Origin of the sequence: Modestobacter italicus, from assembly GCF_019799965.1 — a bacterium.
Taxonomy (GTDB): domain Bacteria; phylum Actinomycetota; class Actinomycetes; order Mycobacteriales; family Geodermatophilaceae; genus Modestobacter; species Modestobacter italicus_A.
In genome coordinates, this window is the sequence record NZ_JABGCJ010000004.1 from 118,335 (window position 1) to 131,767 (window position 13,433).

Genomic DNA, 13,433 nt, shown 5'->3' on the forward strand with positions numbered 1-13,433 from the left:
CCAGCAGGGAGCCCAGGCAGCCGAGCCGGCTGGTGAAGAAGAGGAACACGGCAGCTCTCTGCCCGCCGCCGGCCCCCGTCAACCCGAACAGACCCGGTCGAGCAGCGACTGCAGCTGTCCGAGCTGCGCCGGGTCCAGCGACAGCCGCACCGGGCACCCCGGACAGCCGGGCCGGGGAGGGGGGTGCCGACGCGCAGCCGGTGAACAGCACCGCCACCGCCAGCAGCGCCCGCCCGGGCGGGAGGGTGGAGCCCGGTCAGCTCACTTGGTGACGTGCCGGTCGGGCAGCTTGCCGAACACCCGGCCGCCCTCGTACTTCACCTCGAGCTTCTCCTGCGCCGACGCGGTCGGGCCGCGCCGCGGCTCGCCGTTCTCCAGGTCGAACGCCGACCCGTGCCACGGGCAGACGATGCACTCGCTGCCGCGCACCTGCTCCACGGTGCCCTCCGCCAGCGGCCCGCCGACGTGCGCACAGGCGCCGACGAACGCGTCGACCCGGGCGCCCCGGCGGACGACGGCCAGCGGAACGGGCGAGCCCTGACCCTCGCCGGTGCGCAGCGCCGGGCGGCCGTCGGGCAGGTCGTCCAGCGGGCCGAGGTCGATCCAGTCGGTGGTCAGCTGCCGGGCGTCGACCACCGAGTGGTTGGCCCCGGAGGACTGCGCGTAGGACATGTGCCCGCCGATCGCCGCCGAGCCACTGGCCAGCCCGAGGCCGCTGTAGGCCAGCACCCGGCCCAGCGTGCCGTTGCCCTTGCCGCGGGCCACCAGCGAACCGACGTAGAGGCCCAGCGCGGCGACGTTGGCCGCGGCGTGCAGCGCACCCAGGCGGCGGACGGCGTCGTCCTGCTCGGACCAGTCGGCCGCGCCGGCCATCGCCGCGGGCACGCTCGCGGCCACGCCGGTGCCGATCAGCGCGGTGGCGGCCGGGCGGGCCGGCGGCAGCAGGTCGAGGATCCCGGCCGACAGCCAGGTGCCCACCGGGACCATCGCCAGGATGGGGTGCAGCGGGTGACCCAGCCAGGTGCCGTGCAGCAGGTCCTTGAACGCCTGCGGACGCAGGACCTTGTCCACCGCCGTCCGGGCGGTCTCCAGCGACTTGTCGAACGACGACACCTCGGACAGGCGGTCCAGCACACCGAACAGGCTCATGCACCGGCCCATACCCGCGGCGGGCGGCCGGAACCCGCCGAGTGCAGTGCCAGTGCGCCGGCGACCAGGCAGCCCACCACCAGGGCGCCGGCTCCGTTGAGGAGGGCGTCCACCGGGGAGACCACCCTGCCCAGCGGCAGCACCCGTTGGAGCACCTCGATCGCCACCCCGGCCCCGGCGGCCGCGGGCACCAGGATCAGCGGCCGGCGCAGTGCGGGCCAGCGGAGCACCGCGAGCACCGCCGTCGGCACCAGCAGGAGCAGGTTGCCGACCAGCTGGGCGGCGGCCGTCGCGGACCCTGCGGCGTACCAGTGCAGCTCGGCAGCCGGGTCGCCCCACGCCCAGCCACCGGCGCCGGTCGGGCTGAGGGTGAGCAGCCCGACCAGCAGCAGGCTCCCGGCCAGGGCACCGTCCAGGGCCAGCGCGCGGCCCCGCCCGGTCATCGCCGCACCGTCCAGTCGGCCTCCTCGGCCAGCAGCGCGATCGCCGCGGCGCCGACGGCGTCGACGTGCGCGACGACCGCGGCCAGCAGCGCCGGGTCACCCAGCTCGGCGTCCGGCGAGCCCAGGAGCGCCGCCAGCCGGTCGGTGGCGGTCCGCAACCGGGCCCGCCCGGAGCCGTCGACGTCCGCCGCACCGGCCGGCACGCCGGACCAGTCCAGGCCGGCGGCGAGGCACAGCCCGGGCAGCCGGCGCAGCAGCGCGGCCGAGGTGGCCGCCGTCCGCCACGCGGTCCCGCCCACCAGGTCCGGCGCGCAGTCCAGCGTCGCCGCGGCCCAGCGGACCAGCCGCAGCACGTCCCGCCAGACCGCGTCGGACACCACGTCCGCGGCCGCCCCGGCGGACGGCGGCCGGTGGGCGCGGACCAGGAGGTCACCTGCGGACGGGTCGTAGAGCCAAGGGCGACGGGGACCGGATGCGCTCATGGACCCGACCTTGTCCCCCGATCCGGGGATCCCCCTGACCAGTGCCTGTGAGTCGCCGGTGAACACGCTCCGTGAGCGACGTCACGGACTGTGTCCGGGACGCACCGGGAATTCACATGCGCCTCACCAGCTTCGTGCCAGAGCATGGGCAGCACGCGTCACCATGGCGTGCGCACCCGACCGAGGAGAACCCGTGACCTGCCCGTCCCTGATCCGCCGCAGCCCCGTGGGCAGCGTGCGCGAGGGCCGGCCGCAGGCCCCCGAGGCCCTCCAGCAGGCCGGGCAGCTGGTCGCCCTCCTCCGCGAGCGGCTCCGTCAGGACGACGCCGGAGCCCAGTTCGCCCGCTACGTCGTGGTGGGCGTGGTCTCCAGCGCCCTGTACGCGCTGGTCTTCATCGCCCTGCAGGTCGCCGGCGACCAGGCGGCGAACCTCGCCGGCGCGATCGCCTCGACGCTGCTGGCCAACGAGCTGCACCGCCGGCTCACCTTCCACGCCGGCGGCCAGGTCTCCTGGTTCACCGCGCAGTGGGAGGGCGGCGGCCTCGCCGGGATCGGGCTGGTCGCGACGTCGCTGGCGCTGGCCGGCGTGCACGCCCTCATCGGCGACGTCGGCACGGTGCCACAACTGGCGCTGATCGCCGCGGTCACCGGCGCGATCGGCCTCGTGCGGTTCGTGGCCCTGCGCAGCTGGGTCTTCTCCGCCGGCCCCCGGGGCTGACCGACCCCGCCTGGTCCCGCACCCAGAGCTCCTCGCGCCCTACGCTGCGGCCATGGCGACTCTGCACCGACCCGCACGGCTGGCCTCGGGCGCCGTGGCCGCGGCCCTCGTCCTGCTCCCGCTGACCGCCTGCAGCTTCAGCTCGGGCAACGTCTCCTGCTCCAACGGCGAGTGCACCGCCACGCTGAGCGGCGACGGCGCCACGGCGACCGTCCTGGGCACCGAGATCTCCTTCGGCGGCACCCAGGACGGCCGGGCGAGCCTGTCCGTCGGCGACACCAGCGTCTCCTGCGGTGAGGGCGAGAGCGTCTCCCTCGGCCCGCTCTCGCTGACCTGCACCACCGTCACCACCGACTCGGTGGAGATCAGCGCCTCGGTCAACTGAGGCTCAGCCGGCGTCGGCGACCTCGACGACCACCCGGGAGGGCCCGGTGAGCGCGTACACCCGGAACGGCCGGCGGTCGGGCGTGCCGATCCAAGCCACCGAGGTGCCCTCGTAGGTCGCGTCGTAGAAGACGCCGGCGACGGCCTCGGTGCCCGAGACCGCGACCTCGCCGCGGGCGACCTCCTCGGCACCGGTCTCGTACGGGTAGCTGGTGCCCTGCAGCACCACCTGCAGCGCCGCCTCGCCGGGCACCTCCACCGCGTCCCCACTGCCCTGGGACGACGGGGTGTCGACGTACTCGACCTGCCACCCCGGGGTGCCGCTGCCGCTGAGCTCGAACACCACCCGGTCGAAGCCCTCGTGCCGGCCGGCGCGCACCTCGGTGACGCTGAGCCCGGCCGGGTCGACCGGCTCGGCGCTGACCGCCTCGGTGTCGCCCGGGAACGCACTGGTCTCCGCCGCCGGCTCCGCGCCGGCGGAGGTGACCGCCGCGTCGTCCTGGGCCGGGGCGGTGCTGGTGGCGCTGCCGCTGGAGGAGGCCTCGTCGGTGGCGGGCTGCTCGGCGCAGCCGGCCAGCAGGACGGCGGCCAGGACCAGGGGGACGCCGCAGGTGAGGCGGAGCGGGTGGCGAGTCTGCACGGCGCGATGCTGGCACGGCGCACGGCGCGGACGCGGTCGCCACGCCCCGTCCGCCGGCCCCGGCACGCCGCCGCGGGGTACCCGGTGCAGGACACCCCCGCAGGGCATGTATGGTTCTCCCTGCCTCCAGCGACCACGAGCCCCCATCGTCTAGCGGTCCAGGACGCCGCCCTTTCAAGGCGGTAGCACGGGTTCGAACCCCGTTGGGGGCACGCAGCACGAGCAGAACAGCACAACAGCAAGGCCCTGTAGCGCAGTTGGTTAGCGCGCCGCCCTGTCACGGCGGAGGTCGCGGGTTCGAGTCCCGTCAGGGTCGCCACCCGGCACCAGCAACGGCTGGTCCCGGCGCTGGGGCCAGGTAGCTCAGTCGGTACGAGCGCTCGCCTGAAAAGCGAGAGGTCGGCGGTTCGACCCCGCCCCTGGCCACCCCATCTCCTCCCTGCCGGTCCGGTCACCCCTCTGGGTGGGACACAGCCACTTCCCGTGCTGGGTACAGGGAACTCTCAGGATCGCGGCGCACAGTCAGCTCATGACGACGACCACCTCCCCCTCGTCCAGCTCCCGGGCCCAGCTGACCCGCCCCGACGGCAGCGCCCTGCGGGTACTGGTCGTCGACGACGAGCCCTCGATCTGCGAGCTGCTCTCGATGGCCCTCCGCTACGAGGGCTGGGACGTGCGCACCGCCCACGACGGGACCGACGCGGTGCGCGTCTCCCGCGAGTTCCGCCCGGACGCCGTCGTCCTGGACGTCATGCTGCCGGACATGGACGGCCTGGAGGTGCTGCGCCGGCTGCGCGCGGACTCCCCGCTGGTGCCGGTGGTCTTCCTCACCGCGAAGGACGCGCTGGAGGACCGGATCGCCGGGCTCACCGCCGGCGGGGACGACTACGTCACCAAGCCGTTCAGCCTGGAGGAGGTCGCCGCCCGGCTGCGCGGCCTGCTGCGCCGCACCAGCCGGGTCGTGGCCGACGACGGGCTGCTGGTGGTCGGCGACCTGACCCTGGACGAGGAGAGCCACGAGGTCACCCGCGGCGGCGACGACATCCGGCTCACCGCCACCGAGTTCGAGCTGCTGCGCTACCTGATGCGCAACCCCAAGCGGGTGCTGTCCAAGGCGCAGATCCTCGACCGGGTCTGGCAGTACGACTTCGGCGGCCAGGGCAACATCGTCGAGCTCTACATCTCCTACCTGCGGCGCAAGATCGACGCCGGCCGGGCCCCGATGATCCACACGCTGCGGGGCGCCGGGTACGTGATCAAGCCCGCCGCATGACGTCTGCCCGCCCGCGGTGAGCCGCGCCCCCACCCGGTCCCGCCGTTCGCTGCGCACCCGGCTGCTGATCGCCTTCGTCGTCCCGCTGGTGGCGGTGCTGGCCCTGGTGGGCGTCGTCTCGGTCACCGCGCTGCGCGAGCAGCTGGTCGACCAGGTCGACGCCCGGCTGGCCGCGACCACCGACCGCTCCAAGGACTACTCCCCCAGGCCCGGGGACGGGCCCGCGCCGACCCCGCCGGTCGAGGTGGACGCCGATCCCTGCGACGCGGACGGCCCCGGCTTCCTCGACGCCCGGGGCCAGGGCGAGGGCACGCTGGGGGCCAAGATCGTCACGGGCGGGTGCACGGTCTCGGGCGTGATCGGGGCGACCGGGGACACCGTGGAGCTCAGCACCGCCCAGGACGACGTGCTGGCCGCGCTCACCCCCGACGGCGAGCCGGTCACCCGTGACCTGGGCGGTGACCTCGGCGACTACCGGCTGGTGGCCACCGAGCTGCCCGACGGCGACGTGCTCGTCTCCGGCCTGCCGTTGCGCGGTACCGCCGACGCCGTCCGACGGCTGGTCGCCGTCGAGCTGCTGGTCGGCCTGCTGGCCCTGGTCGCCGCGGCACTGGCCGCGGTGCTGGTGATCCGCCGCACGCTGCGACCGTTGGACCGGGTCGCGGCCACCGCGACCCGGGTGTCGGAGCTGCCGCTGGCCACCGGCGAGGTGCGGCTGGCCGAGCGGGTCCCGCCGGAGGACACCGACCCGGGCACCGAGGTCGGCCAGGTCGGCACGGCGCTGAACCGGATGCTGGACCACGTGGAGGGCTCGCTGGCCGCCCGCCAGGAGTCCGAGACCCGGGTCCGGCAGTTCGTCGCCGACGCCAGCCACGAGCTGCGCACCCCGCTGGCCTCGATCCGCGGCTACGCCGAGCTGGTCCGCCGGCAGGGGTCGGAGGTGTCGGCCGACGTCGGCCGGGCGATGGGCCGGGTCGAGTCCGAGGCGCTGAGGATGTCCTCGCTGGTCGAGGAGCTGCTGCTGCTCGCCCGGCTGGACGCCGGCCGGGAGCTGGCGATGGCCGAGGTCGACCTGACCGCCCTGGTCGTGGACACCGTCAGCGACGCGCACGTGGCCGGCCCCGACCACCTCTGGCAGGTCGACCTGCCCGACGCCCCGGTGCTGGTGCCCGGCGACGCGGACCGGCTGCACCAGGTGCTGGCCAACCTGCTGGCCAACGTCCGCAGCCACACCGCGGCCGGCACCACGGCCACCACCCGGCTGCGGGCCGAGGACGGCTGGGCGGTGCTGCAGGTCGTCGACGACGGGCCGGGCGTGCCGGCGGCCCTGCAGGCGCACGTGTTCGAGCGGTTCGCCCGCGGGGACGCCTCCCGCTCCCGCACGGCCGGCAGCACCGGCCTGGGCCTGGCGATCGTGCACGCCGTCGTCGCCGCGCACGGCGGCACCGTCGAGCTGGCGAGCGAGCCGGGCCGCACGGCGTTCACCGTCCGGCTGCCGCACGCCAGTCAGGACGACGTCGGCTGAGCGTCAGGCCACCGCGGAGTCGGCGGCCACCTGCTCGTAGACCTGGGCGTGCACCCGGCGCACCGCGGCCCGCTGCTCGGCCCGCCAGCCGCGGTCGACCCGGGCCGGCGCCGGGCGGGTCAGCGCGGCGACCACCGCCGAGGTGAGCGACGCGGCGTCCAGCCCGTGCTGCGGGTCGTTGCCGTAGAGCACCACGTCGGACCACTGCTGGGCGTGCCAGCCCCCGGCCGGGACGACGAGCCGGGTGCCGGCGTCCCGGCACAGCTCCACCCAGCCCGAGTGGGTGCCGCTGCGACGGCCGAGCACGGCGACGTGCAGCTCCTGCAGGTGCCGCACCCAGGCGGCCGGGCCACCCGGCCAGCTGCGGGCCAGCTCCAGCTCGCCGGCGTCGGCCAGCTCCGTGAGCTCGGGGAGGCGGGTGGCCAGGTCGACGTCGGGGTGCACGTCCACCCGCAGCCGGCCGCCGCCGGAGAGCGCGCCGGACAGCGTGGCCCGGACCAGCTCCAGCGGCTCGGGCACGTCCGGGCCCAGCCGGCCCAGGTGCAGCCCGACCGACCGCGTCTCCCGGCCGATGCCCGGGGTCGGCTCGGCCAGCGACGGGTGGGCGGCCACGATCGCCGTCCGGCCGAAGCGGTCGGCGATCTCGTCGGCCGCGCCCGGGGTCAGGGTGAGCACCACCTCGGCGGTGGCCAGCAGCGCCCGCAGGTGCGCCCGGTGGCGGGTCCGGGCCGCACCGGGGTGGGTGCCGGTGTCCGCGCCCTCCAGCGTGTCCAGGTGGTGCACCGTGACGACCAGCGGGACGCCGGTGCGCCGGACCGCCATGGTCCAGGCGTCCATCTCCGGCACGGTGAGCGAGTCGTGGTCGCCGTGCAGGTGCAGCACGTCGATCTCGCCGGCGTGCTCGGTGAGGAACTCGGGGTCCAGCCACGGGCTCGGCGAGCCGGCCGGGCCCACCCGCAGGACGGCCTCGGGCAGCACGGCGTCCACGTAGGCGCTGGCGAACGGCACGGTCGCCACCCGCAGCGGGCGCTGCGAGGGCTCGTCGGGCACTGCGGTCACGCGGTCGTACGCCTCCTGCGCTCGAGCACTGCGACGCGGCAGGGGCGGTGCTCCTCGACGGGGTCTGGTCAGCCGATCTCCCCTACCCGGTGTAGTCGCTGTCGAACCGACAGGCAAGGAACCGCTCACCCGTGCGGGTGGCCCCCGGCGAGCGTGGTGCGTGCCCACCGGCCGCCGGGTCGGCTACGTTCCGCGCGGCCGACCCGTCCCCCGGGCGGTGGACCCGGGCACGAGGAGGCGGACCAGTGGACCAGCACGGCGAGCGGGGCCCGGCGGTGCTGCCCTCGGCGGCAGCGCCCGACCCGGTGCCGGCCGGACGGCGGCGACGCCCCCGCGGCCCGGTGCTGACCCTGGCTGCGCTGGTCGTGGTGCTGCTCGCCGGGGCCGTGCTGTTCCTCGTCCTGTCACTGCGTGAGGACCCGATCCGGTTCGGCGGCGACTACGTCGTCGACCCCGCGGGCACCCTCGCCGAGGCCGACCGCCGGCTGGCCGGCTACGTCTCAGACCGGAACGGGGTGCTGGCCGAGGACAGCCGCTGCTGGTTCGAGCGGGTCGACCCCGAGAGCGACGACGTGCAGCCCACCCTGCTCTGCGGCCCGGTGCTCTTCGTCGACGGCGACCCGGCGCGCAGCTGGCTGCGGTTCCCGCTCACCGCGGCCCCGACCGGTGGCGACGTCCGGCTCGCCGTCGCCGACCTGCCCGTCGACCCCTCCCCCGAGCAGCTCGCCGACCCCGGCCTCCTCCGCCGGCCGGACGGCGGCAGCCCGCCCGACGGCTCGGGTGGCCTGCAGGTGCCGCCGCCGGCCCGGGCCGAACCGGGGTTCACCGCGGTCGGGCCCTTCCCGGGCGTCACCTACACCGCCCCCACCGGGCCCAGCCGGCTCTCCGGCCCGGCCGCCGCCGTCACCGTGACCGGGCTGGCCGCCCCCGACCGGATCGGCAGCGGCGACGCCGCCCGGCGCCCTGCCGAGGGCGAGCGCTTCCTCGCGGTCACCTACGAGATCGCCGCCGGCGAGGGCCGGTCCGCGACCCCGCCGGCGCTCACCTACCAGGCCGAGGGCGCCGCGCCGGTCGCCGTCCCGGCCTCGGTGGTCGCGCCGGGCACCACGGTCGAGGCGGTCGTCTCGGTGCCCGCCGACGCCGGCGCGGCCGACCTCGTCGCCGTCGACGACGGCGTGGAGCAGCGGCTGTCCCTGCTGACCGGGGCGCCCGGGGAGGGCAACCTGCAGGTGCTGGCCCGGGAGAACCGGCAGCTGGGCCTGGACAGCAGCCGGCAGCTGCCCGGCACGCTGAGCGCGCCGGGTCGGGTGTCGGCCGAGTTCGACCTCACCGTCACCGTCTCCGGCGGCTCGCTGCAGTGGTTCGCCGGCCCGGACGGCGCCGACCGGCCGTCCGCCCCGGACCGGGCGCTGCTGGTGGTCGGCACCACCCTGACCGTCCCGGGGGTCCAGCCCGGGGCCCTGCCGCTGGAGCTGCTGTCGCTGCGGCTGGACGACGGCACGGTGCTCCGGCCGGTCGACCTCGACGACTCCGCCGACCGCGTGCTGATCGCCTTCGACGTCCCGGCCGACCTGACCAGCGCGGACCTCGTCGTCAGCGGGTCGGTGACCACCGACGGGGTGACCGTCGACCTCGGCGCCGGGCGGCTGACCTTCCCGGTCACCCTGCCCGCCGGCTGAGCGGGGCCTCAGCCCTCGGCGCGCAGCTCGGCCAGGATCGGCCGGGCCACCGCGAGCGCGTGGTTGGCCGCCGGCACCCCGGCGTAGACGGCGGTGTGCAGGCAGACCTCGGCGATCTCGGCGTCGGTCAGACCGTTGCGCACCGCTGCCCGCACGTGCAGCGCGAACTCGTCCCAGTGCCGCAGCGAGGCGGTGATGGCCAGGGTGAGCATGCTGCGCTCCCGGCGGGCCAGCCCCGGCCGCTGCCACAGGTCGCCCCAGGCGACCCGGGTGATGAAGTCCTGGAAGTCCGCGGTCAGCGGGGTGACCGCGGCGACCGCCCGGTCGACGTGCGCGTCCCCGAGCACCTCGCGGCGCACCCGCATGCCGGCGGCGCGACGCTGCTCGTCGGTCTCCAGCGGTCCGGTCTCCAGCGGTTCGCTCATGCGGTGCCTCCGGTGGCGTGGGCGATCAGCGCCCGGGTGACCTGCTCGGGCTGTTCCAGGTTGGCCAGGTGCGCAGCGGGGCTGAGGCTCAGCAGCCGGGCCCCGGGGACGCCCTCGGCGATCAGCCGCTGGTGCTCCGGCGGCAGCGCCTGGTCCTCGGCGCCGGAGACGACCAGCGTGGGCGTGGTGATGCCGCCCAGGTCGGGGCGCTGGTCCATCCGCTCGATCGCGGCGCAGCAGCCGGCGTACCCCTCGTCGTCGGCCGCGGCGATCATCGCCTGCAGCCGGGCGACCAGGTCGGGGTGGGCCGCGGCGTGGGGCGGGGTGAGCCACCGGCCGACCACCGTCTCGGCGAGCACCGCGGTGCCCCGGGTGCGCGCCGTGTGCGCCCGCTCCCGCCAAGCGTCGGCGTTGCCGGTGTGCGCCGAGCTGCACAGCACGGCCAGGCTGGCCACCCGGTGCGGCTCGCGCACCGCCAGCCGCAGCCCCGTCATCCCCCCGATGGAGAGCCCGGCGACGTGCGCCCGCTCGACCCCGAGCCGGTCCAGCAGGGACACCACGTCGTCGGCCAGGTCGTCGATCGTGGCGTCCCCCGGCACGGCCGGCGACCGGCCGTGGCCCCGGGTGTCGTAGCGCACCACCCGGAACCGCTCGGCCAGCGCCGGCAGCTGCGGGTCCCACATCGTCAGGTCCGACCCGAGGGAGTTCGACAGCAGCAGCACCGGCGCGTCGGCCGGGCCCTCGACGACGGCGTGCACCTCGACGGCGGTCACGGGTGTCCTCCCTGGACGGCGACGGTGTGGGCGGCGAGGGCGGCGTCGGTCTGGGCGCCGGCCTCCCCGACGTCGGGGGCGCTGTCGGCGACCAGTGCCGCCCCGTCGACGTCGGCGCGCTCGAGCACGACGTCGGCCAGCGGGCGGCCCGCGGCGGTGGCCTCCCGGACGGCGGCGGCCGCCGCGTCGTGCGCAGCGTCCGCCCCCAGTGCCGGGGTGAGCGCCTCGGCCAGCGCGCCGGCCAGCTGCGGGTCGCCCGCGGCGGCGACGGTGCCGGCCATCCGGTCGGTGTCCAGCCGCAGCGAGGCCAGGCACTCGGTCAGCCACGCGGCCGCCGAACCGACCGTGCCCAGCAGGTCGGTCAGCGTCGGCCACTCCGCGTGCCAGGTGCCCGCGCCGCGCTCGTGCTCCTGCTCCATCGCGGCGAACAGCGTCGCCACCATCCCGGGTGCCCGCCGGGCGCAGGCCCGGGCCGAGATCGCGGCCACCGGATTGGCCTTGTGCGGCATCGCCGAGGAGCCGCCGCGGCCCTCGGCGACCTCGGTCACCTCGGCGACCTCGCTCTGGGCCAGCAGGACGACGTCCAGCGCGATGGTCGCCACCACCCCGGCGGCCGCGCCGAGCACCCCGGCCACGTCGGCGATCGGCAGCCGGACGGTGAACCACGGGACGTCGGTGCTGGCCAGCCCCAGCTCGGCGGCCAGCTCGCGGCGCAGGTCGACCCCGGAACCGGCGCTCGCGGCCAGCGTGCCGACCGCACCGCCGAACTGCACCGGCAGCCCGGCCGACACCGCGGCGATCCGGCTGCGGACGCCGTCCAGGCCGGCCAGCCAGGTGGCGGCCTTGAGCCCCATCGTCACCGGCAGAGCCTGCTGCAGCAGCGTGCGGCCGATCAGCACGTCGTCCCGGTGCTCGGCGGCCAGCCGGGCGCAGGCGGTCGCCGCCTCGGCCAGCGCCTGGTCGATCAGCTGCAGGCCGCGGCGGGCCAGGAGCATCGCCGCGGTGTCCACGACGTCCTGGCTGGTGGCGCCGGGGTGCACCGCCCGGGCCGCGTGCGGGCCGACGGCGTCGCGCAGCGCCCGCACCAACGGTGGCACGGGGTTGCCGGCGTCGCCGGCGTGCCGGTGCACGGTGGCCAGGTCCAGCCGGGCCGGGTCGGCACAGGCACGGCTGACCTCCTCGGCCGCCGTGCCGGCCACCAGGCCCACCCGGGCGGCGGCCCGGGCGAGCGCGCCCTCCACCTCCAGCAGGGCGACCAGCCAGGCGTCCCCGGCCGGCACCGGGCCGCGGGCGAACGTCGCGTCGAGGATCACGCGGCCATCCTGTCGGGTCGGTCGCTCACACCGCGAAGAAGACCGTCTCGCGATCCCCCTGCAGGCGGATGTCCAGCCAGTAGCCGTCCTCGCTGGGCTGCGCGACGAGCGTGGCGCGGGAGGCGTCGTCGGGGAGGCCGCGCAGCACGACGTCCTCGGCGTTGGCCGCCGCCTCGTCGGCGAAGTAGACCCGGGTGACCAGCCGGTCCAGCAGGCCGCGGGCGAACACCGAGACGTCGACGTGCGGCGCCTGCCAGCCGCCCTCGCCGTCGGGCACCCGGCCGGGCTTGAGGGTCAGCACCCCGTACTCACCGTGCGGCTCGACGGTGTGCGACCGGCCCAGCCCGCGGAAGCCGGGGAACCGGCGCTCGCCGGCCGGGGCGTCGGGGTGGTCGAACAGCCCGTCCGGGTCGGCCTGCCAGGTCTCGATCATCGCGTCGGGCACGAGGTCGCCGTTGCCGTCGTACACCCGGCCGCGCAGCCAGATGGCGCCCTCCGTGCCCTCCGGGACGGCGTACGGCCCGTCCTCCCAGGTCAGGCCGATGGCCAGGTAGGGCCCCACCGTGGAGCTCGGGGTGGTGCCCAGCCGGAACGGCTCGTCGAGGAAGCCGCTGCCGCGCCGGGGGGTGCCCGGACGGCGGTCGTTGGTCCCGTCGGCGGACCGGACCAGCGGGGACGGGTGCTCGGTGCTCATGCCACGACCTCCGCGCTGCCCCGCGCCTCGATCTGCTCCGTCATCACGCGACGTCCCCGTCGTCGTCGGTCTCGAACGGGGTCTGGTCCCGCCCGCGCAGCACGATGTCCCACCGGTAGGCCAGTGCCCAGTTGTCCTGGGTGCGCTCCAGGTCGAAGCGGCTGATCGCGCGGTGCCGCGCGTTCGGCGGGACGGAGTTGAAGATCGGGTCCTGGCCGAAGAGCGGGTCGTCCGGGAAGTACATCTGGGTGACCAGCCGCTGGGTGAAGGCCTGCCCGAAGAGGCTGAAGTGGATGTGCGCCGGCCGCCAGGCGTTGTGGTGGTTGCCCCACGGGTAGGCGCCGGGCTTGACGGTGGTGAACTCGTACCGGCCCAGGCCGTCGGTGACCACCCGGCCCAGCCCGTCGAAGTGGGGGTCCAGCGGCGCAGGCCAGTTGTCGACGACGTGCCGGTAGCGGCCGGCCGCGTTGGCCTGCCACACCTCGACCAGCGCGTGCGGCACCGGGCGGCCGTCGCTGTCGAGCACCCGGCCGTGGACGATGATCCGCTGCCCCTGGGCCTCGCCGCCCGAGCGCAGCGTGAGGTCGGCGTCGGCGGCGGTGACCCGGTCCTCGCCCAGCACCGGGCCGGTGACCTCGGTCAGCCGGTGCGGCAGGTCGACCGGGGTGCGCAGCGGCGCCCGCAGCGCGGTGCTCCGGTAGCCGGCGAAGGCGACCGGCGTGCGGCTCTCCTCGCGTTCGCGGAGGTAGCGCGGCACGGTCAGCGCGCTGTCCGACGCGGGGCGTGGCGCCCGAGGTGTGGTCCCGGTCATGTCCGGGACCGTACGACCCGGGACTACGGTGCCCAAGCGAGGGCTTCCGCTGAGGGGAAGGCAGG

At 76.3% G+C, this 13,433-nt stretch carries 15 protein-coding genes and 3 tRNA genes; 8 read left to right on the plus strand and 10 right to left on the minus strand.

What is annotated here, in order from left to right; translation table 11 throughout:
• Window positions 1-261 precede the first annotated feature (261 nt).
• The 3 genes from HLA93_RS11085 to HLA93_RS11095 are packed head-to-tail and all read right to left on the minus strand — an operon-like array spanning window position 262 to window position 2,074.
• Window positions 262-1,149 carry a Rieske 2Fe-2S domain-containing protein gene (locus HLA93_RS11085; protein WP_222194444.1) on the minus strand — a complete coding sequence of 296 codons (888 nt, stop codon included), beginning with the start codon at window positions 1,147-1,149 and terminating at the stop codon, window positions 262-264.
• A complete protein-coding gene (locus HLA93_RS11090; RefSeq protein ID WP_222194445.1) occupies window positions 1,146-1,592 on the minus strand; it encodes a VanZ family protein in 447 nt (148 codons plus the stop codon). Before HLA93_RS11090 ends, HLA93_RS11085 begins: the two co-directional genes overlap by 4 nt.
• Window positions 1,589-2,074, minus strand: coding sequence for a hypothetical protein (locus HLA93_RS11095; protein WP_222194446.1), 486 nt, complete (start codon window positions 2,072-2,074; stop codon window positions 1,589-1,591). The genes HLA93_RS11090 and HLA93_RS11095 overlap by 4 nt, the downstream gene beginning before the upstream one ends.
• 193 nt (window positions 2,075-2,267) lie before the next feature.
• Here HLA93_RS11095 and HLA93_RS11100 point away from each other — a divergent pair, with 193 nt between their 5' ends.
• Together HLA93_RS11100 and HLA93_RS11105 are read left to right on the plus strand one after the other, a co-directional pair.
• On the plus strand, window positions 2,268-2,792 hold the full coding sequence (locus HLA93_RS11100; RefSeq protein WP_222194447.1) for a GtrA family protein: 525 nt from the start codon (window positions 2,268-2,270) through the stop codon (window positions 2,790-2,792).
• A gap of 52 nt (window positions 2,793-2,844) precedes the next feature.
• Window positions 2,845-3,177, plus strand: a complete 333-nt coding sequence (locus HLA93_RS11105) for a hypothetical protein (RefSeq protein ID WP_222194448.1) — start codon at window positions 2,845-2,847, stop codon at window positions 3,175-3,177.
• A 3-nt stretch (window positions 3,178-3,180) separates the two neighbouring features.
• On the opposite strand, the gene HLA93_RS11110 is transcribed toward HLA93_RS11105, so the two are convergent.
• Window positions 3,181-3,816, minus strand: a complete 636-nt coding sequence (locus HLA93_RS11110; RefSeq protein ID WP_222194449.1) for an AMIN-like domain-containing (lipo)protein — start codon at window positions 3,814-3,816, stop codon at window positions 3,181-3,183.
• A 139-nt stretch (window positions 3,817-3,955) separates the two neighbouring features.
• Between HLA93_RS11110 and HLA93_RS11115 the strand changes: the two genes are divergently transcribed.
• The 5 genes from HLA93_RS11115 (at window position 3,956) to HLA93_RS11135 (ending at window position 6,614) form a co-directional block, all read left to right on the plus strand.
• Window positions 3,956-4,028, plus strand: a tRNA-Glu gene (locus HLA93_RS11115).
• 30 nt (window positions 4,029-4,058) lie between these two features.
• A tRNA-Asp gene (locus tag HLA93_RS11120) sits at window positions 4,059-4,135 on the plus strand.
• 33 nt (window positions 4,136-4,168) lie between these two features.
• A tRNA-Phe gene (locus HLA93_RS11125) sits at window positions 4,169-4,242 on the plus strand.
• A gap of 103 nt (window positions 4,243-4,345) precedes the next feature.
• A complete protein-coding gene (locus HLA93_RS11130; RefSeq protein ID WP_281425271.1) occupies window positions 4,346-5,089 on the plus strand; it encodes a response regulator transcription factor in 744 nt (247 codons plus the stop codon).
• 16 nt (window positions 5,090-5,105) lie between these two features.
• Window positions 5,106-6,614, plus strand: a complete 1,509-nt coding sequence (locus tag HLA93_RS11135) for a sensor histidine kinase (protein WP_222194450.1) — start codon at window positions 5,106-5,108, stop codon at window positions 6,612-6,614.
• A 3-nt stretch (window positions 6,615-6,617) separates the two neighbouring features.
• On the opposite strand, the gene HLA93_RS11140 is transcribed toward HLA93_RS11135, so the two are convergent.
• Window positions 6,618-7,673 carry a glycosyltransferase family 4 protein gene (locus tag HLA93_RS11140; RefSeq protein ID WP_222194451.1) on the minus strand — a complete coding sequence of 352 codons (1,056 nt, stop codon included), beginning with the start codon at window positions 7,671-7,673 and terminating at the stop codon, window positions 6,618-6,620.
• A gap of 245 nt (window positions 7,674-7,918) precedes the next feature.
• Here HLA93_RS11140 and HLA93_RS11145 point away from each other — a divergent pair, with 245 nt between their 5' ends.
• Window positions 7,919-9,352, plus strand: coding sequence for a hypothetical protein (locus tag HLA93_RS11145; RefSeq protein ID WP_222194452.1), 1,434 nt, complete (start codon window positions 7,919-7,921; stop codon window positions 9,350-9,352).
• Window positions 9,353-9,360: 8 nt separating this feature from the next.
• On the opposite strand, the gene pcaC is transcribed toward HLA93_RS11145, so the two are convergent.
• The 5 genes from pcaC to pcaH are packed head-to-tail and all read right to left on the minus strand — an operon-like array spanning window position 9,361 to window position 13,368.
• Window positions 9,361-9,777 (minus strand): 4-carboxymuconolactone decarboxylase, encoded by a 417-nt coding sequence (pcaC, locus tag HLA93_RS11150; protein ID WP_222194453.1) that lies wholly within the window; start codon window positions 9,775-9,777, stop codon window positions 9,361-9,363.
• Window positions 9,774-10,550: a 3-oxoadipate enol-lactonase gene (pcaD, locus tag HLA93_RS11155; protein WP_222194454.1), complete on the minus strand. Its 777-nt coding sequence runs from the start codon at window positions 10,548-10,550 to the stop codon at window positions 9,774-9,776. The genes pcaC and pcaD overlap by 4 nt, the downstream gene beginning before the upstream one ends.
• Window positions 10,547-11,863, minus strand: coding sequence for a lyase family protein (locus HLA93_RS11160; RefSeq protein WP_222194455.1), 1,317 nt, complete (start codon window positions 11,861-11,863; stop codon window positions 10,547-10,549). Before HLA93_RS11160 ends, pcaD begins: the two co-directional genes overlap by 4 nt.
• 25 nt (window positions 11,864-11,888) lie before the next feature.
• Window positions 11,889-12,557: a protocatechuate 3,4-dioxygenase subunit alpha gene (gene pcaG, locus HLA93_RS11165; protein WP_222194456.1), complete on the minus strand. Its 669-nt coding sequence runs from the start codon at window positions 12,555-12,557 to the stop codon at window positions 11,889-11,891.
• Window positions 12,558-12,600: 43 nt separating this feature from the next.
• The gene (pcaH, locus tag HLA93_RS11170; RefSeq protein WP_222194457.1) at window positions 12,601-13,368 is read right to left on the minus strand and encodes a protocatechuate 3,4-dioxygenase subunit beta; all 768 of its coding nucleotides are present in this window, start codon (window positions 13,366-13,368) and stop codon (window positions 12,601-12,603) included.
• Window positions 13,369-13,433: the final 65 nt, after the last annotated feature.